This window comes from Bradyrhizobium sp. LHD-71 (assembly GCF_031157255.1).
Taxonomy (GTDB): Bacteria; Pseudomonadota; Alphaproteobacteria; order Rhizobiales; family Xanthobacteraceae; genus P52-10.
In genome coordinates this window covers 15,502-41,051 of record NZ_JAVIFX010000034.1, presented here as the reverse complement: position 1 = coordinate 41,051, position 25,550 = coordinate 15,502, and the positions used below count along the sequence as shown (strand labels likewise).

21 protein-coding genes are annotated in these 25,550 nt (G+C 63.8%); 11 read left to right on the top strand and 10 right to left on the bottom strand.

Going from position 1 to position 25,550, the window contains the following annotated elements; translation table 11 throughout:
• Nucleotides 1-130: 130 nt before the first annotated feature.
• The 3 genes from RCO31_RS29410 to RCO31_RS29400 all read right to left on the bottom strand — a co-directional run bounded on the left by RCO31_RS29410 (nucleotide 131) and on the right by RCO31_RS29400 (nucleotide 3,424).
• A complete protein-coding gene (locus RCO31_RS29410) occupies nucleotides 131-1,300 on the bottom strand; it encodes a CaiB/BaiF CoA-transferase family protein (RefSeq protein WP_308971863.1) in 1,170 nt (389 codons plus the stop codon).
• 33 nt (nucleotides 1,301-1,333) lie between these two features.
• A complete protein-coding gene (locus RCO31_RS29405) occupies nucleotides 1,334-2,086 on the bottom strand; it encodes an IclR family transcriptional regulator (RefSeq protein ID WP_308971862.1) in 753 nt (250 codons plus the stop codon).
• Between the two features lie 108 nt (nucleotides 2,087-2,194).
• A complete protein-coding gene (locus RCO31_RS29400) occupies nucleotides 2,195-3,424 on the bottom strand; it encodes a CoA transferase (protein ID WP_308971861.1) in 1,230 nt (409 codons plus the stop codon).
• Between the two features lie 137 nt (nucleotides 3,425-3,561).
• Here RCO31_RS29400 and RCO31_RS29395 point away from each other — a divergent pair, with 137 nt between their 5' ends.
• Nucleotides 3,562-4,566 (top strand): tripartite tricarboxylate transporter substrate binding protein, encoded by a 1,005-nt coding sequence (locus RCO31_RS29395; RefSeq protein WP_308971860.1) that lies wholly within the window; start codon nucleotides 3,562-3,564, stop codon nucleotides 4,564-4,566.
• Between the two features lie 38 nt (nucleotides 4,567-4,604).
• Nucleotides 4,605-5,387, top strand: a complete 783-nt coding sequence (locus RCO31_RS29390; RefSeq protein ID WP_308971859.1) for an enoyl-CoA hydratase/isomerase family protein — start codon at nucleotides 4,605-4,607, stop codon at nucleotides 5,385-5,387.
• Nucleotides 5,388-5,408: 21 nt separating this feature from the next.
• Here RCO31_RS29390 and RCO31_RS29385 read toward each other — a convergent pair whose 3' ends face one another.
• The 3 genes from RCO31_RS29385 to RCO31_RS29375 all read right to left on the bottom strand — a co-directional run bounded on the left by RCO31_RS29385 (nucleotide 5,409) and on the right by RCO31_RS29375 (nucleotide 8,535).
• Nucleotides 5,409-6,917, bottom strand: a complete 1,509-nt coding sequence (locus tag RCO31_RS29385; RefSeq protein ID WP_308971858.1) for a tripartite tricarboxylate transporter permease — start codon at nucleotides 6,915-6,917, stop codon at nucleotides 5,409-5,411.
• Between the two features lie 10 nt (nucleotides 6,918-6,927).
• On the bottom strand, nucleotides 6,928-7,425 hold the full coding sequence (locus RCO31_RS29380; protein ID WP_308971857.1) for a tripartite tricarboxylate transporter TctB family protein: 498 nt from the start codon (nucleotides 7,423-7,425) through the stop codon (nucleotides 6,928-6,930).
• Between the two features lie 111 nt (nucleotides 7,426-7,536).
• Nucleotides 7,537-8,535, bottom strand: a complete 999-nt coding sequence (locus tag RCO31_RS29375; RefSeq protein WP_308971856.1) for a tripartite tricarboxylate transporter substrate binding protein — start codon at nucleotides 8,533-8,535, stop codon at nucleotides 7,537-7,539.
• A gap of 179 nt (nucleotides 8,536-8,714) precedes the next feature.
• On the opposite strand from RCO31_RS29375, the gene RCO31_RS29370 reads away from it, so the two are divergent.
• Both RCO31_RS29370 and RCO31_RS29365 read left to right on the top strand, forming a co-directional pair.
• A complete protein-coding gene (locus tag RCO31_RS29370; RefSeq protein ID WP_308971855.1) occupies nucleotides 8,715-9,575 on the top strand; it encodes a methyltransferase domain-containing protein in 861 nt (286 codons plus the stop codon).
• Nucleotides 9,576-9,668: 93 nt separating this feature from the next.
• The gene (locus RCO31_RS29365) at nucleotides 9,669-10,544 is read left to right on the top strand and encodes an MBL fold metallo-hydrolase (protein ID WP_308971854.1); all 876 of its coding nucleotides are present in this window, start codon (nucleotides 9,669-9,671) and stop codon (nucleotides 10,542-10,544) included.
• A gap of 80 nt (nucleotides 10,545-10,624) precedes the next feature.
• Here the strand turns inward: RCO31_RS29365 and RCO31_RS29360 are convergent, their stop codons facing one another.
• From RCO31_RS29360 to RCO31_RS29350, 3 genes are all read right to left on the bottom strand, one after another.
• Nucleotides 10,625-12,493 (bottom strand): NAD(P)/FAD-dependent oxidoreductase, encoded by a 1,869-nt coding sequence (locus RCO31_RS29360; RefSeq protein ID WP_308971853.1) that lies wholly within the window; start codon nucleotides 12,491-12,493, stop codon nucleotides 10,625-10,627.
• 193 nt (nucleotides 12,494-12,686) lie between these two features.
• Entirely contained in the window at nucleotides 12,687-13,001 is a 315-nt protein-coding gene (locus RCO31_RS29355) for a hypothetical protein (protein WP_308971852.1), read from the bottom strand.
• Between the two features lie 17 nt (nucleotides 13,002-13,018).
• Nucleotides 13,019-14,011, bottom strand: a complete 993-nt coding sequence (locus tag RCO31_RS29350) for a tripartite tricarboxylate transporter substrate binding protein (protein ID WP_308971851.1) — start codon at nucleotides 14,009-14,011, stop codon at nucleotides 13,019-13,021.
• Nucleotides 14,012-14,132: 121 nt separating this feature from the next.
• Between RCO31_RS29350 and RCO31_RS29345 the strand changes: the two genes are divergently transcribed.
• The 7 genes from RCO31_RS29345 (at nucleotide 14,133) to RCO31_RS29315 (ending at nucleotide 24,103) form a co-directional block, all read left to right on the top strand.
• On the top strand, nucleotides 14,133-14,786 hold the full coding sequence (locus RCO31_RS29345) for an ABC transporter ATP-binding protein (RefSeq protein WP_308971850.1): 654 nt from the start codon (nucleotides 14,133-14,135) through the stop codon (nucleotides 14,784-14,786).
• Entirely contained in the window at nucleotides 14,783-17,245 is a 2,463-nt protein-coding gene (locus RCO31_RS29340) for an FtsX-like permease family protein (protein WP_308971849.1), read from the top strand. Before RCO31_RS29345 ends, RCO31_RS29340 begins: the two co-directional genes overlap by 4 nt.
• The gene (locus RCO31_RS29335) at nucleotides 17,235-18,320 is read left to right on the top strand and encodes a lipocalin-like domain-containing protein (protein WP_308971848.1); all 1,086 of its coding nucleotides are present in this window, start codon (nucleotides 17,235-17,237) and stop codon (nucleotides 18,318-18,320) included. The genes RCO31_RS29340 and RCO31_RS29335 overlap by 11 nt, the downstream gene beginning before the upstream one ends.
• 94 nt (nucleotides 18,321-18,414) lie before the next feature.
• Nucleotides 18,415-18,756 carry a hypothetical protein gene (locus RCO31_RS29330; RefSeq protein ID WP_308971847.1) on the top strand — a complete coding sequence of 114 codons (342 nt, stop codon included), beginning with the start codon at nucleotides 18,415-18,417 and terminating at the stop codon, nucleotides 18,754-18,756.
• Nucleotides 18,757-18,911: 155 nt separating this feature from the next.
• Nucleotides 18,912-21,218 (top strand): TonB-dependent siderophore receptor, encoded by a 2,307-nt coding sequence (locus RCO31_RS29325; protein ID WP_308971846.1) that lies wholly within the window; start codon nucleotides 18,912-18,914, stop codon nucleotides 21,216-21,218.
• Between the two features lie 13 nt (nucleotides 21,219-21,231).
• Nucleotides 21,232-22,383 (top strand): PepSY-associated TM helix domain-containing protein, encoded by a 1,152-nt coding sequence (locus tag RCO31_RS29320; protein ID WP_308971845.1) that lies wholly within the window; start codon nucleotides 21,232-21,234, stop codon nucleotides 22,381-22,383.
• Nucleotides 22,384-22,498: 115 nt separating this feature from the next.
• Nucleotides 22,499-24,103, top strand: a complete 1,605-nt coding sequence (locus tag RCO31_RS29315; protein WP_308971844.1) for an ABC-F family ATP-binding cassette domain-containing protein — start codon at nucleotides 22,499-22,501, stop codon at nucleotides 24,101-24,103.
• Here RCO31_RS29315 and RCO31_RS29310 read toward each other — a convergent pair.
• A complete protein-coding gene (locus RCO31_RS29310; RefSeq protein WP_308971843.1) occupies nucleotides 24,078-25,526 on the bottom strand; it encodes a protein adenylyltransferase SelO family protein in 1,449 nt (482 codons plus the stop codon). The genes RCO31_RS29315 and RCO31_RS29310 overlap by 26 nt on opposite strands.
• Nucleotides 25,527-25,550: the final 24 nt, after the last annotated feature.

Sequence of the window (25,550 nt, the reverse complement as noted above, 5' to 3'; positions counted from 1 at the left end):
AGAGCGCTGGCCCTGAAGTAGGGCCGCAACCTGCACCAGGGAAGTCACGATATCGGCAGCTATCCATCCAAAATGGCCGGGGCGCCGACCGGAGCCGCGTCTGCGGGTCCGTCTGTTGCGGCGAAGCGGCCTACTCCAGCGCTTCGAGAGAGCGAAGCCGTGCGATGGTCTCGGTGTCGATACCCCAGCGCGGCAGGACGTCGTCCGTATCGGTACCCGATCGGCGCGGCGGCGACGGTGTCGGCGATGGTGTGCCGACGAAGCGCGGCGCCGGCGCGGGCTGCACGACGCCTGCAATCGTCAGGAGCGAGTCGCGTTCCACATGATGCGGGTGCGTCGCCGCCTCGGCGACCGACAGAACCGGTGCGACGCAGGCGTCGCTGCCCTCAAACACCTTGCACCATTCCGCCCGCGTCCGCTGAAGGAAGATTGCTGCGAGTTTCGGCTTGACGCTGTGGCGTTCAGCGGGGCTATCTCTCCCTAACAGAATGTCCGGATCGAGGCCGAGCTTTTCATAGAGTTCGCGTCGAAAGCGCGTCTCGATCGGCGCCACCGAGACGTACTCGCCATCCGCGCACAGATAGACGTCGTAATAGGGAGCGCCCCCGTCGACCACGTTGGTTCCACGTTCGAGCGACATTCGTCCTGACGCATAGCCGCCGTAGAACGATGTCATCAGCGACAACGCGCCATCGACCATTGCAACATCGATGACTTGCCCAAGTCCCGTTGTCTGCCTCGAATGGAGTGCGGCAAGCACGCCGACGGCCAGGTAAAGTCCTCCCCCGCCGAAATCACCGACCAGGCTCAGCGGCGGCGTAGGCGGACCTCCCTCGCGCCCGATCGCGTGCAACGCGCCGGTGAGAGAAATGTAATTGAGGTCGTGGCCAGCCCTGTCTGCCAGCGGTCCCGTCTGTCCCCATCCTGTCGTGCGTGCATAGATCAGCTTCGGGTTACGCTCAAGACAGACGTCCGGCCCAAGTCCCAGTCGCTCCATCACGCCAGGGCGAAAACCTTCGATGAGAATGTCGGCGCTATCTGCCAGGCGCAGGACGCAAGCCTGTGCTTCGGCCTTCTTCAGATCCATCTTGACGACCAGCCGATTGCGGCGAAGCAGATCGAAGCCGGGCACCTTGGGATTGCCAAGCTCGACGGGCTCGATCCGGTCCAGAGTGACGACCTCTGCGCCCATGTCTGCGAGCAGCATCGTCCCCATCGGGGTCGGCCCCACACCAGCGAATTCCAGAACCCTGAGACCCGCGAGTGGTCCTCCTCGCTTCCCATGATCGATATCACTCATTCTTTGCACCTCCAGCAATGGCGCCGCAGAGCGCTAGCTGCGTTCCAACCGGGCGCAGACATCGGCAATCTTCCGCGCCGTCTTGGTTAGCGCCTCGACGAATCGCGTCATGTTCTTCTCAAAGCGAAAACCGGGACCGATCAGGGCGATGCCATACAGATCGCCCAGAATATGCACCGGCTGCGCAATTCCGGTGACGTCCGGACTGCTTTCGCTGACGTTCATCCAGTAACCGCGCTTTCGACCGTCTTCGACGCTGCGCAAGAGCTGCGCGCGCGTTCGCAACGTATGTTCGGTGAGCTTCGGAAAGCGCATGCGCGACAGAAGTTGATCGCGAGGCCCGTCGTCCATGGCCGACAAGATCGCCTTGCCGATCGAGGATGCATGAATCTCGCGTATGGACCCGACGTGCATGGTGTAACGAATCGGATGAACGGACTCGATGAGCTCGAGGTAGATGACGCCCGTTCCCTGCAGCTTGCCGAGGATGACAGCCTCGCCGGTCTTGTCCCGCAGGGCTTTCAGCAGCGGCTGCAAATATTGTGCGATCGGATCATGAGCGACGATTTCGTCGGCGACACGGGACAGGCGTCGGGTAGGATAAAAGGCTCCGCGGGGTTGCAGGTAGTAGAGGTAACCCCGATCGACGAGCGTCCTCACGAGCGCAAAGCACGTGGACATTGGCAGCGAAAGCTCTCGCGCCAGTTCGGATACGGTAACGGGCTTTTGTCGATGGGCGAAGCTTTCGAAGATATCGAGCGTACGGTCGGCCGTTCTTACGGTCATGTCATCCCTGCAGGTCAGGCACAAGAACATCAGGCACAAGAACAGCGGCGCTGCCTCGCGCGGAAGCGATGCAACCAGTGTTACCAGATCGCAAGCGCGCCGACATCGTCACGTCCCGCCGGCGGCTGCGTCACCGATCTCGTCTGACGCACGGACAATGCCGCTGCCGATCAGATCGGAAATCTCCGCACTCGACAGCCCGGCGATTGCAAGAATCTCCTCGGTATGCTGGCCGAGCCGCGGCGCAGGCGAAATGGGATCCGGCGCGGTGGCTGACCAGCTCGTTGGAACGCCGATCGTCAGGATCTCGCCTTCCGTTGGATGTTCCATCGTCCTGAGAAAGCCGACATCCCGCAGATGGGGATCGTCCAGGATCGTATCGATCGTATGTAGCGGCATGGCGGGAATGTCCGCGGCATCCAGAATTTCGAGCCATGCGGCAGTGGTGCGTTCGAGCAGCACCTTTCCTACGATGGCATAGAGCGCATCGATATTGGCGGCGCGGCTTGCCATATCGGAAAAACGCTTGTCGCCGGCCAGCTCGGCCAATCCGACCGCCTCGAAATACCTGCGCCACTGGGCGTCATTGTACGGCAGCACGGCGACGAATCCGTCGCTGGTTGCGAATGGTCGTCGGTTCGGTGACAACAGGCGAGCATATCCGGCCGGACCAACGGGCGGCACGAATGAGCGCCCTTGCAGATGATCGCCGAGCACGAACTGCGTCATCGTCTCGAACATCGGGACTTCGATTTCCTGTCCCACGCCGGCACGATGACGGTGCAGAAGGCCGGCGAGGATTGCATTGACCGCTGACGTTCCGACGATCCGATCGACCATTGCCAACGGTACATATCGCGGTGCGTCGCCCGACGCGCGCAGGTTCAGCATTGCGACGCCCGACACGGCTTGAATGAGATCATCGTATGCCGGCCGGTTCGCATACCGGCCGTTCCGGCCGTAGCCAACAAGGTTGACATACACGATGGACGGATTGGCGATCGAGACGCCGGCGTAATCCAGCCCGAGCCGGGTCAGCGCGTTTGGGCGAATGTTCGAAACAAACGCATCGCAACTCGATGCAAGGCGCAGCACGAGTTCGCGGCCGGCGACGCTCTTCAAGTCGACGGCGATGCTCTTCTTGTTGCGATTCGTATTGAGGAAACTCGAGCCCATGCCGCGGTGACGCGCATAGCCGGTAAAGCGCGTATCGTCCCCTCGCAGTGGCTCGACCTTCAGTATCTCGGCGCCAAGATCGCCGAGGATCTGTGTCGCAAATGGCCCCATCAGGACGCTCGTCACGTCGAGTACCCGTACACCGTTCAGCGGTCCGGCCATCTGACTTTCTCCCCGAAGATCATAATTCATATATACGCTGAATTTTTCATACTTGTGGAGTCGTTTTGTGCGCCATAAGGTGGCGCGAAGCCCGCGGGGAGCCGTCCCGCAAAAAGCACAAAGGCGGGAGGAGCTGGATGAAGCCGCACTTTCAGACCACGGCCGCGCTCATCGCTTTCTTGGTCGTCACTGCGACAATGGCGTCGGTGACGGGGGCATCGGCATCTGACGCCGAGACCGCACCTTATCCGCACAAGCCGATCCGGCTGATTGTTCCGCAACCTCCCGGCGGCACGGGAGACTCGCTGGGCCGCGTCGTCGCCAAGCATCTGTTTGCGGCAATGGGCCAGCCGGTCATCGTCGAGAATCGGCCCGGCGCCTCCAGCTCCATCGGTGTGGAGCTTGCGGCCCGCTCGGCACCTGACGGCTATACGCTGCTTCTGGCATCGTCCACGGGCCTGATTGTCAATCCGCTGATGATGCCGTCGCTGCGCGTCGATCCCATCAAGGAGCTGGATCCCGTCGGCATCATCAGCGAAGGCACGATCCTGTTGGTCGCTCACCCGGACTTTCCTGCGAACGATCTTCGCGAGCTGGTCACGATGGCCAAGAAGGCGCCGGGCGAGATCAGTTATGCAACCTGGGGACCGGCCTCACCAGCGTATGTCTGCATGCAGATGATCGCGTCCGCCACCGGCATTCAGATGATTCATGTCGCCTACAAGGGTGGAACGCCGCTTGTGACCGATATGATTGGAGGTCACATCAAGGTCGGCTTTGCCGATTCGGTTTCCGCCTACGGCCCGATCCAGGCCGGCAAATTGAAGGTGCTGGCAAGCTGTGCGGGTCGTTCCGATGCCTTTCCGGATGCGCCGTCATTCAAGGATCAAGGGATAGATTTCGAGTTCAGCTGGCGAAACTTTCTGCTCGTGCCGGCCGGAACGCCGGCGCCGATCGTGAAGCGGTTGAACGAGGCATTCACCCGCATTCAGGCAACTGCAGAGTTTGCAAAGCAGTTGAAGGAGCTGGGATCGAGCGCAGTCGCAATTCAGCCACCGCTGGATGAGCTGAAACCCATCATCCGGAGGGACATGCACACCCTCAAGTCAATCGTCGGACAGGCCGACATCAAGCCTGAGTAACTGATGGCGTTGAAGCAATGGACAATCAGGAGGTGCACTTGAACCGTTCGATCATCCACTCGGTTGAGAACCACGTCGGCACGATCATGTTCAATCGGCCTGAAAGCAGGAACGCCTTTACGCTGGAAATGCTGGAAGAGTGTGCCCGAATTTTGCTGGCGTTTCGTGACGACCCGCAGGTGAGGGTCATCGTCATCACGGGCGCTGGAGAGTCGTTCTGTGCAGGCGGCGACGTCAAAAGCATGGGACGGCCCATCTCGGTCGCACAGCGCAAGTCAGATCTTTGGAACAGGATGCAGATTGTCCCGAAGACCTTGGCAATGATCGACAAGCCGGTGATCGCCATGATCAACGGCGACGCAGTCGGCGGCGGCATGGACATCGCGTTGATGTGCGATATTCGTGTCGCCTCCGACAAGGCGCGGTTCTCCCAGGCTTACGTCAAGCTGGGATTGGCGCCCGGCGACGGAGGTGCCTTTTTTCTCGCGAGGCTGATAGGGCTCGGCCGCGCATTGGAACTGCTTCTGACCGGCGATTTCGTCGATGCGACCGAAGCGGCGCGCCTCGGAATCGTCAACCACACGGTGCCGCACGGCGAGCTTAAGACCAGGACTCACGAGATAGCTCACAAGCTTGCATCATTGCCACCGCTCAGTGTGCAGACAACGAAGCGACTCACGTACCAGAGCCTTCAGAGTGAAATGATTTCGGCCCTGGAGCTGGCATCTTCTCAGGCCGCCATACTTGCGAGTACCGACGATCACAAGGAGGCGGTACAGGCCTTTAGAGAAAAGCGGCGCGGTCGCTACAACGGAACGTGAATCTTTCAGTTTCGCCCCGGCTCACCCGCGCTGCGTGGCCATCTTCGCTTGCCGTGCCATGCCCCAGGCCCAGTACGCGACCGGCCACAGCACCGCAGCTATGGTGAGGAAGGCAAGGATGGCGGCGACCGGGCGGCTGAAGAACGGCCAGATGCTGCCGTCCGACTTGATGAGGGAGGTGACGAAGCTTTGCTCGACCATGGTGCCCATGACGATGCCCAGCACCATCGCCGCCACCGGATAGCCGTTGCGTTCCATCACATAGCCGATGACGCCGAAGGTTGCGACCGTGACCACCAGGAACAGGTTGTTGCCGGTGGCGAACGATCCGACCCCGCACAGCAGCACGATCACCGGCATGATGGCGGAGCGCGGCGCCGACAGCAGCTTCGATGCCAGCCGGATCATGACGATGCCGAGAGGGATCATGATGATATTGGCGATGATGAAGATGATGTACAGCGCGTACATGCTCGACGCCTTTTCCGTGAACAGCGACGGCCCGGGGTTCAATCCCTTCATGTACAAGACACCGATCGCAATCGCCGTGATGGTATCGCCGGGAATGCCGAACAGCAGCGACGGCACCCAGCCGGACGCGAGACTGGCATTGTTTGACGCGCCGGCCTCGATCAGCCCTTCGGGATGCCCCGTGCCAAACTTCGACGGCGTTTTTGAGAAGCGCTTCGACATCGAGTAGCTGACCCACGCGGCCATGTCGGCACCCGCGCCGGGTAGAACGCCGATGATGATGCCGACGACGTTGCCGCGGAGTTGCGGCCAGGGATATTCGCGCGTCAGCTTCCACATGCCCTTCAGGAGTGATCCGAACTTTCGGCGCGGCATCTTTGGCGGTTCGGGCTCGGTCATGCTGCGCATCACTTCAGCGAGCGCGAACACGCCGACCAGCGCGGGGATCACCTCGATGCCGCCGAGCAGGTCAGTCGAGCCGAAGGTGAATCGCGGCGTGCCCGCCGGGTTGTCGATGCCGACGCAGGATACGAGCAGGCCGAGCAGCATGCTGGCGATCGCCTTCACCGGATTGGAGCGCGCCACCATGGTCGCGCACATCAATCCGAGCAGCGCCAGCCAGAAGTATTCGAAGGTCGAGAAGTTCAGCGCCATTTCGGCCAGCGGCGGCGCCAGGAGGATCAGTGAGAGTGTGCCGATGATGCCGCCGATGGCCGAGAACCACAGGCAGATCCCCAGCGCCAGCTCGGGCTCTCCTTTGCGCGTCATTGCATAGGCTTCGTCGGTGTAGGCGGCCGAGGCGGGCGTACCCGGAATGCGTAAGAGACAGCCTGGAATATCGCCGGAGAAGATCGCCATTGCCGAAGCCGCGATGATGGTGGCGACAGCCGCGATCGGCGACAGATAGAAGGTGACAGGCACCAACAGCGCTGTTGCCATGGTGGCGGAGAGGCCCGGCAGGGATCCGACCACGAGACCATAGATCGAGGACAGCAGGATCGCGAGGAGCACGTCGGGCGCTGCGACCAGGCGGAACGCTTCAGCCAGTGTGCTCAGCATTCGCGTCTCCTCACCATGGCATTGGCAGAATGCCCGGCGGCAACGGCACGCGGAGCAGCTTGACGAACACCAGGTGCACGAACACGGGCGCGATCAATGCGAGCGGCAGTGCCAGCCGCAGACGCGCGCCCATGGCGAGCGCGACGGTCAGCACGATGGCGAAGGCGGTCGGGATGAAGCCGAGCGCATCGCCGACAAAGACGTAAGCCAGGAGCAGGGCAGGCGGCAGCAGCGTCTTCGCGCCGTTCATCAGCGGTGAGTGCGCCGTTTCCGGCGCCGGCTGGTCGGAATGTGCCGCAAGCTCTGCTTCGGCTTCGCGCTCCAGCGTCGAGCCGACGCCAAACGCGATCAGGCCGCCGCAGAGCAAGAGTCCAATGCCAACCACCATCGGGAAGACATTGGGTCCTATCTGCTGGCCCGGCACCGGCGGCAGTAACGAGCCGCCATAGGCGGCCGCGGCGCCGAGACCGACGAGCATAATGCCCGAGACTCTATCGGGGATGAGCATTGCGTTGCGGATATCGCGGCACAAGATTTACGTCGAGATGCAGGGGCGAAGCATCGTGCGGTCGTCGCCAGCACGAATGGGCACGAGACGGCCTCGCCACTCGCAGCCCCATCAGGCCTTCTTCGCGAGGCCCGCCGCGGTCATCGCCGTCTTCATCTTGGCGTCGCCTTCGGCCATGAAGCTCGCAAAGCCCGCGGCATCGGCCCACTTCACGCCAAAGCCGCGGTTGGACATGAATTCGTGAAACTCCTTCGACTCGTTGGCCTTCTTTAATTCTGCGGTCAGCTTGTCGGCGATCTCCTTGGGAAGCCCCTTGGGTCCGGCGATGCCACGCCAGGCGCCGACCGTGTAGTCGATGCTGGCCGCCTCCTTGAGCGTCGGAACGTCCTTGAACGCTGGATTGCGTTCACTGGCCATGACCGCAAGGCTTTTCACCTTGCCGGCATCGATCATCGCTTTCGCCTCCGGCACCGAGCAGGTGACGATATCGAGGCCACCGGCCGCCAGATCCTGCACGGCAGGCGCCGCGCCGTTCGACGGCACCCAGGCCACATGATCGGGTTTCAGGCCCATTGCTGTCAGCCAGCCGACGAGAGCGAGATGCCAGATACCGCCCTGGCCGGTGCCGGACGCTTTCAGTTTGCCGTGCGGTGCGGCCTTGATCGCGTCGGCCAGCTCCTTGACGCTCTTGTATGGACTTGCGGAATTGACCTGGACGCCCGGCGGATCCTCGTTCATCAGCGCGAGCGGCGCGTAGCTGGTCGGATTGAGTTCGGTGAGACCTTGATGATGCATCATCGTGATCTCGACCGTGATCATGCCGATGGTGTAGCCGTCGGCCGGCGCAGAGGCGATGGCCGCATGGCCGACCACACCCGAGCCGCCGGTGCGGTTGACGACATTGAACGGCTGTCCGAGGTTTTTCTCCAGAATGGCGGCGACGATGCGCGCCGTTGCGTCCGTGCCGCCGCCGGCGCCCCAAGGGCAGATCACCGTCACCGGACGGGCAGGCCAGGCAGCTTGCGCGCTGGCAACATCGAGGCCAACGATCGACGCGGCACCCGCCGCGGCGCTTGCCGACAACAACTGACGGCGGGTCAGTCTGGTCATCCAATCCTCCCTGGATATTGTGTTGACGGAACTTCGCCCGCTCGTGTTCTTAGGGACCAAGCTAGCCACAGTGCTTGGCCATGACAAGAAAGCGGATGCGCCAGATGAAATCCTCGGCGGCTTTGCGCCCGGGCGATTTTCCGGCACAGTGGGCGCGGGCAATAGCGACCGAGGATGCCATGACTGTTCCCCATGGACACCAGCGCAACACCGATCAGATCGAATACTGGAATGGTCCAGGCGGCCAGCACTGGGTCGATCGGCAAGAAATGCAGGACATCCTCCTTGAACCGATCTCCCGGATGCTGCTCGATCGCGCCAGACCGAAGGCGGGAGATCGCGTTCTCGATGTCGGCTGCGGTTGCGGGGCGACGACCGTTGCTTTTGCCGAAAGGGTCGGCACAGCCGGGCATGTTCTCGGCATCGACATCTCCGCGCCGATGCTGACACGGGCTCGCGAGCTTGCGCCGGCGAATGCGCCGCTGGAGTTTGCGCTTGCCGATGCCACGGTGCATGCCTTCGAGCCGGCGAGCTTTGATCTCCTGGTCTCGCGGTTCGGCGTGATGTTCTTCGCGGAGCCGGCACTGTCGTTCGCTAATATGCGCCGGGCTCTGCGCCCCGGTGGACGGGTGGCATTCGCCTGCTGGCGAACCCCGCGCGACAATCCCTGGCTGATGGTGCCGCTTCAAGCCGCCTACAAGCATGTTCCGAAATTGCCCGAGCTTGGCCCTGAGGATCCGGGGCCCTTCGCGTTCGCAAGTGAGGAGCGCGTTCGTCGCATTCTCGGTGAGGCTGGCTTCTCGGCAATTGCCTTGGAGCGGCAAGACCTTTCGCTCGATGTGGCGGCCGGACGTGGTCTGGACGCCGCGGTGAAAACCGCCGTTCAAATGGGGCCGGCGAGTCGGGCGCTCGATGGCCAGCCGGCGGAAGCGATCGCCGCCGCCACCGAAACGATCCGCGTCGCACTCGCGCCGTTCCTGCAGGATAATAGAGTGTCGCTTGGCGGCTCGATCTGGATCGTCACGGCGCTCAATTCCTGAGCTGCCGCCGCGCGTGAACGGGGAACGGACTTCGCAGCTTGAAGGTCCGCCGCGCCGCCGTTACGCTTGGCCACGTAACGACGGGGGAAGCGCATGAAGCAAATCACAATCGGCGACATCACGATCGATGCGGTGATCGAACGCGAGGGACCGTGGCGGAAGCCGCAAGATTTCTTCCCGGCCTATGACGAGGGCGTGTTCAAGCGACACCTCGCAACCATGGAGCCGGAGGTGTTCGATACGGCATCGGGCAAGATGGTCATCACCTATCAGACCTTCCTCGTACGTACGCCGCGCCATACGATCCTGGTCGACACCTGCACTGGCGAGGACAAAGGGCATCCGCCGCCGTTCGATTTTCCGGGCAAGGAGCGCTGGCGCGATGAGTTGTTCGCGCTCGGTGTCTCCTACGACAAGGTCGACTACGTATTCTGCACTCACTTGCACATCGACCACACCGGTTGGAACACGACGCTGCGCGACGGCCGCTGGGTGCCGACCTTCCCGAATGCGAAGTACATTTTTCACAAAAAGGAATACGCGGCGTGGGAAGCCGAGAACAAGAAGGGCGCGAATCCGCCCGGCACCGTGTTTCGCGACAATGTGCTGCCGGTCGTCGAGGCGGGGCAGGCGCTGCTCGTCGATGACGACTATGCGCTGGACGACACGGTGACGCTGACGCCCACGCCCGGGCATTCCCCCTGCCATTGCTGCATCAACATCTCTTCGCGCGGCCAGCGCGCGGTGGTGGCCGGCGACCTGATGCATCATGCGATCCAATGCCGCGAACCGGCGTGGTCTGCGCGTCCTGACTGGGACGCAAAGCAATCGGCGGTGTCACGCCGCAAGTTCTTCGCCGAAGTGGCGGACACCAATACGCTGATCCTGCCGATCCATTTTCCGACGCCAACCGTCGGCTTGATCAAGGCGGATGGCGACCGGTTCGACTATCGCTTCAAGCGGGAGTAGGCCTTGGCGTCGTTGCTGCGCGAAACGCAGTGACGCATAGATCGGGTTACTTGCTCGCATTTTCCGCGGAAAACCGGGCTCTACTCCCGCGCCGGCTCGAACACATACGGCTCCAGCGATTCCTGCGCCGCTTTCCGCAGCGCGTGCCATTTGTCGGGACCGCCGTAATAGGCGAGGCTGCCCGGCTCCGCGTTGCCCTCGCCATTATAATAAGAGAGACAGTCGCGGAACGCGGCCGTGCGGATGTCGGCCTCGCGGCAGTGTGCGGCGTAGACGATTTCCGGCTCCTTCTTGATGTCGATGATGCCAGCGCCGCGGGCGCGCATCGTGTCGAGCATCCACACCACATAATCCGTGTGCGCCTCGATGCCGCGGGTGAAGTTGAACTGGCCGCCGCCGCCCTGTGGCCCGGACATGATGAACAGGTTGGGGAATCCGTGGTTGTGCAGGCCGAGGAAGGTCTTGGTGCCCTCCGTCGTCCACTTGTCGCGCAGCGTCCGCCCGCCGCGGCCGCTGATCATGTTGAACGTGGACGTCGCCATCCATTGGAAACCGGTGGCGTAGATCAGCACGTCGAGCGGATACTCCTTGCCGTCATGCACGACGCCTTTTGTGTTGATCTTGCCGACTCCGTTCGGCGCGGTGTCGACCAGCGTCACGTGCGGCAGGTTGAATGTCGGCAGAAACTCGTCATGGAACGTCGGCCGCTTGCAGCCGTAAGGGTAATAGGGCTTCAGCGCCGCAGCGGTCTTCGGATCCTTGACGATAGCGTCCACGCGCGCGCGAATCTGCTCCATGATGCGGAAGTTGGTGTCGAGCTGCTTTTTCAGCAGTTCGTCAGGCGTAAGCTCGCGCTCATGCTGCTTGCGTGGTTTGAAATCGGCGATTTTGCCCGAGAGGAAATCATCGTTGGCCTGCAATGCCGTTCGTCCCGCCGAGATCGTCGCGAGCCGTTCGCGTCGGGCCTTTGCCCAACCAGGCTGCTTTGACCATTCCTCGATTTCTTGAGGTGTCGTCGCGCGCTGGTCGCGCACGTCGATCGTCGAAGGCGTGCGCTGAAAGACGTAGAGCTCTTTGGCTACCTTGGCGATTTCCGGGATCACCTGGACGGCGGTGGCGCCGGTACCGATGATTCCGACGCGTTTGCCGGTGAGATCGATGGTGTAGTCCCATCGCGAAGTGTGGAACGATTGCCCCTTGAAGGTCTCCATGCCTTCGATGCGTGCGAGCTTCGGTGTTGTCAGGATGCCGTTCGCCAGCACCACGTAACGTGCGCGCATCTTGTCGCCGCGATCGGTGAACACCGTCCAGTGGCTGGTCTTCTCGTCCCAGTCGGTTCGTTCCACCGTCGTGTGAAACAGGCAGCGGTCATAGAAGCCGCTCTTCTTCGCCATCGCCTGGCAGTATTCGAGGATCTCGAAGCCCGAAGCGAACTTCATGGATGGGAAGTAGCCCATCTCCTCGAGCAGCGGCAGGTAGCTGTACGCTTCCACGTCGCAGGCGATGCCGGGATAGCGATTCCAGTACCACGTGCCGCCGACGTCGCCGCCTTTCTCGCAGAAGCGGACATCCTTGAAGCCCGCATCTCTCAGCTTCCACCAGAGCAGCAGGCCTGCGAAGCCCGCGCCGATGACCAGGATCTCGCAGTTGTCAGTCAAAGGCTCGCGCGGAACCGGCGGCGCCGAATAGACGTCGTCGAGATACCGCGCGAATTCGCCTTCCATGGCCATGTAGTCGGCCGCACCCCGTCGCGCCTCCTTGTATGCGCGGTACTTGGCCTGCTCCTCGGCATTGAAGACTGCGCCCGGCGGGGGTGGGGGGAGTTCCTTCAGCGCCCGATCATCGATGGCTGAATACCCTTTGCCGGTGATCTTCTCTGTGGCCTTGGCGGCGCGGGTATTGAAGACTTTCAGCCCTGTGATTTCGTCGATCCGGATTGGTGCGTTCATTTTTAATTTGGCTCTCACAATCGATTATTCGACATTTCGGGCCGCGTCTGGCCGTTTGCCACCCGACAATGACTGATTTTTGCCTCCCAGGCATCAAAAGAGTAACTCATTCCGCAGCGCATTGAAGGGTCGGGTCGCAGCGGTTTTTGCGGAGCTGCCCTTCCCATAGCGAGGGATCGGAGACGGGCGTGATTTAGTGCTGCTGTGCACCATGCGCCGCGAGGCCAAGGTGCCTGCGCAGGCGCTTGTGGGCGGCGAGCAGAAAGACGGCGAGACAGCTCAGGGCGTTGAAGCCACTGACGAGCGCGAGCGTCGCGTCGCCGACATTGACCCACGCATAGAGTGCCGCCGTCGCATTCGCGCCGATCCAGATCGACCAGCACGACAATGAGATCGCTGTCGCTCCGTTCGCATCCCTCGCAACTGCGATGATCTGCGGCAGGTATGAGACGAGCCGCAGCGCGTTGAATACACCGAACGCAAGCGCGATCACGTCAGCGGATTGCATTGGCGTGACCCTGATTCTCAATACGCTTTCGGATCGACGATGTGCAGAATCTGCTGAACGCGGATGCGATATCGCCCGATCGCAGCGGCAAAATCCGCCGGCGTGCTGCCAAGCGCACGCTGACCGTTCGCCTCGAGACGTGCCACGAGGGCCCCATCGCGGGCTACCGCGCGCATGTCAGCGGCGATCCGGTCCCGCACTTCGGGCGGCATGGCGCGGGAGCCGAACAATCCCGACAGATTTTCGATCGACATCTCGGGGAAGCCGGCCTCGGTCACCGTCGGGATATCTGCCAACGCCGGTTCGCGTTGCGGGCTGGTGACCGCGAGGATACGGGCCTGACCTTGCGCGACGAGATCGGCCACTGCCGGCAACGAGTGCGACAGCACGTGCACGCGCCCGTCGCGGAGATCGGCTCGCGCGGTCGCAGCGTCGCGATAGGGGACTTGCAGAAGATGCAGCCCGTGACGTCTGATCGACGTGGCAAAAGCCAGATGGGGCACGCTCGGCCCTGCGCTCCAGGTCAGCTCGCCCGGCCTTGATCGGGCGAGCTCGACCAGATCCCTCAATGATCGCGCCGGTAGGCTGCTCGACACCGCGATGACCAGAATGGTGCGGGCGCCGGAGCAGATGGGCGCCATGTCCAGTACGTGATCTTCGGCAGGCGCTCGTCGCACCAGCGGCTTGGTGGCGATCATGCCGGCGGTGCCGTAGAGTAATGTGTGGTCGTCCCAAACGTCGGCGAGGGGCCCACCGGCTGCAATCATCTCGGCGTCGAGCCGGCCTTCGACGGTCACCGGCCGGCGCCAGCGTTTTGCGAGGCCGGCGGCATAGGTGCGGCCGGCGATGTCATTTGGCGAGCCGCCGGGAAACGGCACGATGATCTTGACCGTGCGCGACGGCCAATCGCTGAACGCAGGAAACGCGAAGGCTGATCCTGGCGCCAGGCCGACGATGGCCGTCAGCGCCAGGAGGATCATTGCGACAGATGCTTGCACGGTGCGCGTCATTTCAGGCTCCCTTGCATTCACTCGGGTTTAGAGGGAAGCCGGTCGTATTGACGTCATTCAAACGGATGATTGGCCCCGATATCTCTGGCCAAGGCCGTCAAGTTGCTTCAGATTCGCGCGAATGTTGACCGTTTCCCGCCTGAACAAGAGCTACAGGATTCCATCCGGAGCGCTGTCCGTCTTGCGCGATGTCAATTTGCAGGTGGCGCGCGGTGAGAGCCTGGCGCTGACCGGCGAATCCGGCTCAGGAAAGAGCACGCTGCTGCACCTGATTGCCGGTCTCGACGATCCTGACGCCGGAACCATCCTGCTGGACGACGCGCAGATCTCGAGCTTGTCGGAGAACGAGCGGGCGCGCGTGCGGCGCGACCGCCTCGGCCTCGTATTCCAGCAATTCAACCTGATCCCCAGCTTGAAGGTCGCCGACAACCTGGCGTTTCAGGCGCGCATTGCCGATCGCTTCGACGCGGCATGGCAGCGCGAGCTCGCCGATCGGTTGGGTCTCAGCGACCTGCTTGATCGCTATCCCGAGCAACTGTCGGGCGGACAGCAGCAGCGCGTGGCGATCGGCCGCGCGCTCGCAAATCGGCCGCAGCTGGTGCTGGCGGACGAACCCACCGGCAATCTCGACGAGGCGACGGCGGACGAGGTCGTGCAGCTGATGACCGATCTCGTAAAGGCCAGCGGTTGCAGCCTGCTGATGGTGACGCATTCGATGCGGCTTGCGAGCCTGCTCGACCGGCGCACGCATCTGACGGGTGGGCGCATCGCATGACGGGCGGCGCCTGGACGCTGAGGGTGCTGTTCAGTCACTGGACACGGCATCCGATGCAGCTCGCGACGCTGTTGATCGGATTGATGTCGGCGACTGCGCTGTTAAGCGGCGTGCAGGCGATCAACACCCAGGCGCGCCTGAGCTACGACCGCGCCGCGGCGTCGTTTGGCGGCGGAGCGACGGCGATGCTGGTGCCGGCGCATGCGACGACCGTCCCGCAATCGCTGTTCTCGGACCTGCGCCGCGCGGGCTGGCTCGTTTCGCCTGTCGTCGAGGGCCGCGTGCGGATCGACGGACGGCAGATCCGGCTCATTGGCATCGAGCCGATCAGCCTGCCGCGCGGCGCAGGGCCTGCGCCGTCGATCGATCAGGCGGCGCTGCAAAAATTTCTCGCGGCGGAAGGACAGACGCTGATCGCTCCTGAGACTGCGCGCGAGATCGCGGGAACAGAAGGCGCCAGACTCGAGACTGACGCCGGCGAGCCGCTCCCTCCGTTGCATCTCGCGAGCGAGCTTTCCCCGAACCTTTTGGTGATGGACATCGCCTGGGCGCAGCGGGCCTTGCGGATGCCGGATCGGATCTCGCGTTTTCTGCTCGATTCGGCCGCGGCTGGCGAGCGGACGCCGCTCGCCGACGTTGCAGGCGATAGCCTTGATCTGGTCGACGCGGGCGCCCAGACCGATCTGCAGCGTCTGACCGCAAGCTTTCATCTCAACCTGACGGCGTTCGGCCTGCTGTCGTTTCTCGTCGGACTATTCCTCGTGCACTCCGCTATCGGGCTTGCGTTCGAGCAGCGGCTGCCGATGCTGCGCACGTTGCGCGCCTGCGGTGTGTCGCCGCGCGGGCTTCTTGCGGCGCTCGTTGTTGAGCTGGTGCTGCTGGCTCTCGTTGCTGGGCTGGGCGGCGTCGTCAGTGGCTTTTTTCTTGCCTCGGCACTGCTGCCGGACGTGGCGGCAAGTTTGCGCGGGCTTTATGGCGCAAGTGTTTCCGGCGAACTGGGGCTTGCGCCACAATGGTGGCTTGCCGGGCTCGGCATGAGCATCGCCGGAGCGCTGCTCGCGGCCGCACACGCACTCGTCAAGGTGTTTCGCCTGCCGCTGCTCGCCTCGGCGCAGCCGTTCGCGTGGCAGGATGCGCAGCGGCGCTGGCTGCGCTGGCAGGCCGTGCTCGCCTGCGCCGCGTTCGTGGTCGCTGCGGTCTGCCTGACGCTTGGCACAAGCCTCGTCGCGGCCTTTGCTGTGCTCGGCGGTATTCTGCTCGGTGCGGCGCTGCTGCTGCCGCCGCTTCTCAATCTGCTGCTGCGCGCTGGTGAGGGCATGTCGCGCCGGCCGGTCGCAATGTGGGCTTGGGCGGACAGCCGCCAGCAACTGTCCGGATTGTCGCTGGCACTGATGGCGCTGCTGCTGGCGCTCGCCGTCAATGTCGGCGTCGGCACCATGGTCGGCAGCTTCGAGAGGACGTTCAACCGCTGGCTCGATGGCCGCCTTTCGTCGGAAATCTACCTCGTCGCCAAAGATCCAGCGCAGGCCGCAGCAATCGAGGCTGACTTGCGCAGCCGACCGGACGTGGACGCCGTGTTGCCCAGCGCGCGCGCGGAAACGAAGCTCTCAGGCGAACAGGTCGAGGTGCTGGGCCTCGCAGATCATGCCACGTACCGCGAATTCTGGCCGCTGCTCGAATTCTCGCCGGACGTTTGGGATCGTGTCCGCGACGGCACCGCGATCCTGATCAGCGAGCAGCTGGCGCGCCGGTTGAACTTGCATATCGGTGACAGGTTACGCATTCCGTCGTCCGGCGAATGGATCGCGACGGTCGGCGGCATCTACGCTGATTACGGCAATCCGAAGGGGCAGATCATCGTCAACGTCGACCAGCTCCTGCACCGCTTTGACAACGCGGAGCGCACGCGCTTCGGGGTGCGGATCGCGCCTGCGAAAGTGGCGGCGCTGATGGCGGAGCTCCAGGCGAGATTTGCGCTCGGCGGCACCAGCTTAGCCGATCAGGCGACGGTGAAGGCCGAATCCCGCCGCATCTTCAGTCGGACCTTCGCGATCACGGCTGCGCTGAACGCGTTCACGCTGGCGGTCGCGGGCACGGCGCTGTTCACCAGTCTTCTGACGCTGGGGCAGGCGCGGCTGCCGCAGCTTGCGCCGCTGTGGGCGATCGGCCTGACGCGTCGGCGGATCGCCGGCCTCGAGCTTCTGAAAACGATGCTGCTGGCGTTGTTGACCGCGCTGCTGGCGCTGCCGCTCGGGATCATCGTCGCCTGGTGTCTGATCGAGGTCGTCAACGTCAAGGCATTCGGCTGGCGGCTGCCGCTGACGATATTTCCCGCGCAGCTTGGTCAGTTGCTGATCGTTGCGATGATCGCCGCGCTGTTCGCCACGCTGCTTCCGACTATCAAGCTCGCGCGTATCAAGCCGATCACGCTTTTGAAGATTTTCGCCGATGAACGTTAGGTGGTTCACAGAAATAATTTCGAAGGCCGCAATCGTCGCGTTGCTCGCGATGCAAACGACGCTGTCGCACGCCCAGGGCTTTGCCGGTCTCGGCGAGGACGTCGACGGCTTCGCGCAGGTCATGCCCGGCAAGCCGCTGAGGTTTCCTGCCGATCACGGCGCACATCCTGATTACCGCATCGAGTGGTGGTACTTCACCGCGAACCTGAAAGATGCGGAAGGGACCAGCTACGGCGTGCAGTGGACGCTGTTTCGTCAGGCCAACAAGCCCAACGATAACGCAAGCGGTTGGGCCAGCCGGCAGCTCTGGATGGGACATGCGGCGGTCACGAGTGCTGCGACCCATCATTTCGCCGAGCGCTTTGCGCGCGGCGGCGTCGGTCAGGCGGGTGTCGAAGCCGCGCCGTTCAAGGCGTGGATCGACAACTGGCAGATGCGGACATTGTTTGCCGATCCGTCGGTTTTCGCGTCGCTGCAGGTGAGCGCGTCGGCGAAGGATTTTTCCTATTCGCTGCGTCTCGACGGCGACCGTCAGCTCGTTCTGCAGGGCGATGCCGGCTACAGCAAGAAATCCGAGCAGGGCCACGCTTCGTATTATTACAGCCAGCCTTATCTGCGCGTCACCGGCTCTCTGGTCCTCGACCGCAAGACCATCGCCGTCACGGGCCAGGGCTGGATCGACCGCGAGTGGAGCAGTCAGCCGCTCAAGGCAGATCAGACCGGCTGGGACTGGTTCTCGCTGCATCTTGCTTCGGGCGACAAGCTGATGCTGTTCCGTCTGCGTCATGCCGATGGCAAACATTTCTTCGCGGGCAACTGGATCAGCCGCGACGGGCGATCGGAACAGCTCGCGCCGGGCGCCATCAGTATGACGCCGACAGCGACGACGCGGATCGCTGACCGCGACGTGCCGACTGGCTGGCGGATTTCGATTCCCTCGCGCGGGCTCGAGATCACGACCGCGCCGCTGAACCCGCGGAGCTGGATGGACACCCGCTTCAAGTACTGGGAAGGCCCGGTGCATGTGACCGGCAGTCATGCGGGCGAAGGCTACCTGGAGATGACGGGGTATTGATTGCGGGGCAAGCCCGCGCGTCACGCATGGACAAGCAGGAACAGGGCCTGCCCTCAGGTGTTGGTCTGCAAAAGGCGCAAAAGGAGAAAATCCAATGCGAGTGCATCACTACGCCATCATCGCGCTTCTTGCCTTCACCGGACCGGCCGCCGCTCAGACTGCCGGGGGAACCTCTGGCCCCGCGGGTTCGGGCATCGGCGCCACGCCGGGCACCGGTCCGTTGATCGGTGCGCCGTCGACCCCTTCTCCACCTTCGATGGGCACGACGGGGTCGGGCCTGTCATCGCCGGGTGCGACGTCCGTGCCATCGATTTCCGGTGTTCCGAACACGTCGACGCCGGGATCGATCGGAACAGGCGCGGCGCCCAGTGGCCTGCCCGGCGACAGCAGCAATGCCCCAGGCTTCCCGGGCGGCGTCGGCAACACGCGTCGGTAGGGCGCACGGACTGCTGCACGACGGACACACCTTCGTCTCGAACGGCAGACTTAAAACGATTCTAAAGCGCCCGCCGGCGTCACGGGCCGGGCGCGTGTTATGGGCCCTGTGCAGCCTACAAGGACGTGCGGCACAGAGTTCGGACAACAATAAAAATGAACGTGATGAAGTTCACCCAGGCGACGTGCCTGGGTGCAGTGAGCGGCCTTGCGCTTTCGGTTGGCATGGACAGCGGCGCGAAGGCCCAATCCTCGCCCTCAAACCTTCCCGCAGTCACCATTGATGCGCCTGTCTCGCAGCAGGCGCGGCGTGTGGCGCGAAGCGCGAATCCTGTGCGCGCGCGTCGCGCAAGCCGCGTGGCCGCGCCAACGCCGCAGCCGGCGGCGCCCCTCGATCCGGCAGGAGGTTCCGGGCCTGAGCGCGCCAATGGCCCGGTGCAAGGCTACGTCGCTACCCGCAGCGGCACCGGCAGCAAGACCGATACACCGATCCGCGAGCTGCCGCAGACCGTGAACGTCGTCACTGCCGACCAGATCCGCGAGCAGGGCGCGCAGAGTGTCAGTCAGGCGTTGCGCTATACGCCCGGCGTGTTCACCGAAACGTACGGTACGGCATCACAGTTCGATGCCTACACGCAGATCCGCGGCTTTCAGGCCGACTTTTATCTTGATGCGCTGCGGCTGCCGAACGGCGGTGCGAGCACGTTCTGGGCCAGCACCGTGACCGAGCCTTACGGGCTCGAGCGCATCGAAGTGCTGAAGGGCCCGGCGTCCGGCCTCTACGGGCAAAGCACGCCGGGCGGGTTGATCAACATGGTCAGCAAGCGGCCGACGGCCGTGCCCTTTGGCGAGATCGTGGGCCAGACCGGAAGCTTTGGTCGTGCGCAGGGCGCGTTCGATTTCGGCGGGCCGATCGACAAGGAGGGCAAGTTCCTCTACCGGCTCACCGGTCTCGGCCGCGTCTCCGACACGCAAGTCGACTTCATGGAGAACAACCGCGGCTTCATCGCCCCCGCCTTCACCTGGCGGCCCACCTGGGACACTTCACTGACGATCCTTGCGAGCCATATGCGGGAGTGGGGCGGCAAGACCGGTTTCAACTATCTGCCGACCTCGGGAACGTTGCTGCCCAATCCGAACGGCCGCATTCCGTTCGAGCGCTATGCAGGCGAGCCGAGCTTCGACCGCTTCGACCGCGAACAGAGCACTATCGGCTATGCTTTCGAACATCGCTTCAACGACGCGGTGACGGTACGGCAGAACCTGCGCTACTTCGACGTCCAGGCCGATCTCAAGGCACTGAACCGCAACGGCGAGCTTCTGCCTGACAACCGCACGCTCAATCGAGCGGCGTTCGGCATCGACGCCGGCGCTGAGGCGCTTGTCGTCGACAACAATGCGGAAGTGCGCTTCCTCACCGGGCCGTTCGCGCACACGGCGCTGTTCGGCGTCGAGTATCGCAATGAGGACAGCCATTATAATGTCGGTCGCGGCTTCGCGCCGCCCATCGACATCTATAATCCGCTCTATGGCGTCGCTATCGCTGATCCCGGCACCAGCAACTTCGTGCGGACATCGTCCAAGTCCGACGAGATCGGCGTCTACGCGCAGGACCAGATCAAGTTCGGCGGCTTCGTCCTCACGCTTGGCGGCCGCTACGACCGCGCCGATGCGACGACGCTGAACGGCAGGACGGGACTCTCGACCCCGCAGAACGACGACGCCTTCACCGGCCGCGTCGGTCTGAACTACCTGTTCGACAATGGCGTCACGCCTTACGTGTCGTACTCCACCTCGTTCCGGCCGACCATCGGCATCGATTTGCGTGGCAATGCCTACAAGCCGACCACCGGCCAGCAGATCGAAGCCGGCGTCAAGTACCAGCCGCCCGGCACCAGAACGCTGATCACTGCGTCGGTGTTCGACCTGACTCAGCAAAATCGCCAAACCGCGGACCCGAGCCTGCCTCCGCAATCCGGCTCCTTTGTGCAGATCGGTGAAGCGCGCGTGCGCGGCTTCGAGTTGGAGGCCAAGACCGAAGTGGTGCAGGGCCTTAGCCTGATTGCGTCCTACGCGCATCTCAATCATGAAATTACGAAAAGCACGGATCCGCTGGAGATCGGCCGCCGGCTGCCGCAGACGCCGGTCGATCAGGCGGCGCTCTGGGCGTTCTATGAGGTGCAGGATGGGACGTTTGGCGGTCTCGGCTTTGGCGGCGGCGTGCGATATGTCGGCGAGACCTGGGACGTGACCAACACGCGGGTCGTGCCCGACTACGCGCTGTTCGATGCCCGCGTTCAGTACGACTTTGGCAGGCTCTCGCCCCAGCTGAAAGGAACGATGCTGTCCGTCAACGCGCTCAACCTGGCTGACAAGTATTATGTGAGCCAATGCACCTTCGGTCAGGGCTGCACGCTCGGCACGCGCCGCACGATCCTTGCGACGCTGAGCTACCGGTGGTGAACAGCGCGCGCCGATGAGAGGCCTGAGTGCAGCAAGCGTCCGACGCTGGTCCTTCGTCCACAAATGGACCAGCCTCGTCGCGACGGCATTCCTGTTGATGCTGTGCCTGACGGGGCTGCCGCTCGTTTTCCATCAAGAGATCGACGACTGGCTTGATCCGCGTCCGGAGCTCGCCGCCGTCGCACCGGACACGGGGGCGCCAACGCTCGATGCGATCGTTGCAGAGACGCTGGCGAAGTATCCAGGCGACGTCATGGTGTCGCTGGGTTTCGTGAGCGACCGGCCAGCGGTGCTGGCGCAGTCTGCGCCGACGGTACGGACGCCGTTCAAGGATTCGCATCAGACAACGTTCGACCTGCGGACCGGCGCGCTCAGCGACCAGCGCGCGCAGACGCGCGGTGCATTCACGGATTTCATCCGCTCTCTGCATACGGACATGTTCGCCGGACTGTATGGCTCGCTGTTCCTCGGCGCGATGGCATTGACGTTCATCGCCTCGCTGGTGTCCGGCCTTGTCGTGTATGCGCCGTTCATGCGCAGGCTGCCATTCGGCGCGCTTCGGCGCGAGCGAAGCCGGCCGCTGTATTGGCTTGACCTGCATAACCTCGTCGGCGCCGCGATAGCCGTGTGGATGCTGGTCGTCGGCGCCACCGGCGCCGTCAACACGCTGCATGACATCGTCGCCGCAAAAGTGCGCGCTGAGATTTTCCAGATGTCGAAGCGGCACGGTGGCGCAACACCTGCAAGCCTGTCCTCCGTCGATCGTGCCATTGCCACCGCGCGCACGGCGCTCCCCGGCGGCAAGCTCGTCTCGTTCTTTTTCCCCGGCGCAGGCTTCAGTACGCCGCATCACTATGCGGTGTTCGCGCGCGGCGACAGGCCGATTACGGCGAAATTGTTCTATGTGGCGCTGATCGATGCGGAAACCGGCGAGCTTTCGGACGTGCTGGACATGCCGTGGTACGCGAAAGCCCTGTTGTTGTCGCAGCCGCTTCACTTTGGCGATTACGGTGGCTTGCCACTGAAGATCATCTGGGCGTTGCTCGACGTCCTCGCCATCGTCGTCCTTGTCAGCGGTCTTTATCTATGGCTGCGCAAGCACAGACTGCGCGCCGATCACGTGATCGGCATCGACGAGCGCCGCGGCGCGACAGCTGCATCTTGAATGTGGGCGGCGAAGTCGCTATGTGACGTGTGCCTTAATCATCGGACCGGAGCAGACATGGATATCAACTCAATCGCAACGCTTACCCGCCTTGCCTTTGAGGATGTCCGTCGTCATGCCTGTCTCCATCGTTCTCTCCGATCTCACGTGGTCACCGGCTGACGGCCGGCCGCTCTTTTCCAATCTCGACATCGCCTTCGGCGCCGAGCGCGCGGGTCTCGTCGGCCGCAACGGCGTCGGCAAGACCACGCTGCTCAGGCTGATCGCGGGCGAATTCTGTCCACAATCGGGCCGCGTGACGGTGAATGGCCGGCTCGCCTGGCTGCGGCAGCGCGTTCAGCAGCAGGCCGATGAAGCGGTCGCCGACCTGTTCGGCGCACGAGACGCGCTGGCGCTTTTGCGGCGCGCCGAACGCGGTGAAGCGACCACGAATGAGCTCACATCGGCCGACTGGACGCTGGAGGCGCGCATCGCTGCGGCGCTTGCCCGCGTCGGTCTGGACGTGCCGGCGGAAACACCGCTGGCGACACTGTCCGGTGGGCAGTCGACGCGGGCCGGTCTGGCATCCCTCGTCTTTGCCGAACCCGACTTTGTTTTGCTGGATGAGCCGACCAACAATCTCGACCGCGAGGGACGGCGGGCGATGATCGACCTTCTCGCCGGCTGGCGAAGCGGGGCGATCGTCGTCAGCCACGACCGCGAACTGCTTGAGAGGATGGATGCGATCGTCGAGCTGACGTCGCTCGGCGTCACCCGCTATGGCGGCAACTGGAGCCACTATCGCGAGCTCAAGGCGCACCAGCTCGCGGCGGCCGAGCGCGATCTTGCCGACGCCGAAAAGCGTCTTGCCGAGACCAAGCGAAATGCGCAGGCCGCAGCGGAGCGGCAGGCGCGCAAGACTAGCGCGGGCCGCAAGCATGGCGCCGGCGGCGGCACGCCGCGCATTTTGCTCGGCGCGCGCAAGAACCGGAGCGAGGCGACCGGCGGCGTCATGGCGCGCCTCGCCGAGCGCCGGAACGACGAGGCGCGCGATGACGTCACCAGCGCGCGCCAGCGTGTCGAGACCCTTCAATCCCTCACCGTCGCGCTTCCGAGCACAGGGCTGCCCGCCGGCAGGGCTGTGCTGACGCTCGACGCGCTGACGGCCGGTTACGCACCGGAGCGGCCGGTGCTGCGCGACCTGTCGTTCTCGATCGTCGGGCCGGAACGCATCGTCGTCACCGGCCCGAACGGCTCGGGCAAGACCACGCTGCTGCAGGTCATCGCGGGGGAGTTGCGCCCCTGGAGCGGATCGGTGGTGGTCAAGGTAAGCTTCGCCATGTTCGATCAGCGGGCGAGGCTGCTCGATCCCTCACGCACGATCCGCGACAACTTCCTGAAGCTCAATCCTCAGGCCGACGAGACCGCCTGCCGCGCTGCGCTTGCGCGATTCATGTTCCGCGCGGACGCCGCGCTGCAGACGGTTTCGACGCTCAGCGGCGGGCAGTTGCTTCGCGCCGCTCTCGCCTGCGTGCTCGGCGTGTCGCCGCCGTCGCTGCTGATCCTCGATGAGCCGACCAACCATCTTGATATCCATTCGACCGAAGCGATCGAGGCAGGCTTGCGCGCCTACGACGGCGCGCTGCTGGTCGTCAGCCATGACGAGGCGTTCCTGCAGGCGATCGGGATCTCGCGGAGGATCGCGCTGACCGCCCTCAGGTCCCGCAGAATGTCTGCGTGACGCGCTCCTCGGGTGCCGGCGGCTCGGCATAGGCCGCGAACGCGGGCTGGTCGTCGTAGGGACGTGACAGCACGGTCAGCAGTTCCTCGAACGGCGCGAAATCGTCGCGCAGCGCCGCCTGGATCACCGCTTCGACGCGGTGATTGCGCGGAATGAACGCGGGATTGATCTTCCGCATCTCGCCGCTCGCCAGCCGCCGCTGCTCCCGCACATGCCGCCATTTGACCGACCAGGCGTCGAAGCCGGCAGGCTCGGCGAACATCGCGCGAAGGCCGCTCGCGTCATCGTCGGCGGCATCGCACAGTCGCCGGAAGGCGAAGGTGAAATCAGCCTGGTTCTCCGCCAGCAATGCCAGGAACTCGGCGATGAGCCCCTCGTCGTCCGCGCCGCCGGCGACGCCGAGCTTGGCGAGCATTCCGGTGGTAAAGACAGCATCGAACGCGTCGGAGAATTCGCCGAGCGCTTCCTTTGCGATCTCGATGGCCTTCTCCTGCTCGTCCGCCAGCAGCGGCAGCAGGCACTCCGCCAGACGTGTCAGATTCCACAGCGCGATGCGCGGCTGGTTGGCGAAGGCGTAGCGGCCGGTCTGGTCGATCGAGGAGAACACCGCGGACGGATCGAATTCGTCCATGAAGGCGCAGGGCCCGTAGTCGATGGTCTCGCCGGCGATGGAGCAGTTGTCGGTGTTCATCACGCCGTGGATGAAGCCCACCTGCATCCACTTCGCCACGAGTTGTGCCTGCCGCTCGATCACGCGCGACAGCAATGCGCGATAGGGCTTTGCCTCGCCGGCAAGCTCCGGATAGTGCCGGGCGATGACATGGTCGGCGAGCCTTCGGACGGCCTCGTCGTCGCCGCGCGTGGCGAAGAACTGGAACGTGCCGATCCGGATATGGCTCGCGGCGATCCGCGTCAGCACCGCGCCGGGCAGCATCCGCTCGCGCTGCACCTTTTCGCCGGTCAGCACCGCCGCAAGCGCGCGCGTGGTCGGAATGCCGAGCGCGGCCATCGCCTCGCTGACGATATATTCGCGGAGCACCGGCCCGATCGCCGCGCGGCCGTCGCCGCGGCGGGAGAACGGCGTCCGCCCCGCGCCCTTCAATTGCAGATCGCGACGCTGGCCTGACCGGTCGACCACCTCGCCGAGCAGGATCGCCCGGCCGTCGCCGAGTTGCGGCACGAAGGTTCCGAACTGGTGCCCCGCATAGGCGGTGGCGATCGGATCGGCCTCGTCTGGAACAGTCTGCCCGGCCAGCACGCGGACGCCGTCGGCGGACGCGAGCCAGTCCGCGTCCAGCCGCAGTTCGTGGGCGAGCGGCCGGTTGAGTTTCACGAGGCGCGGTGAAGCCACCGGTTCCGGCGCAACACGCGCAAAGAAACGTTCAGGCAGGGCGGCATAGCTGTTGTCGAACTGAAACTGCATGATGGCCCTTATGTAGTGCGCGCA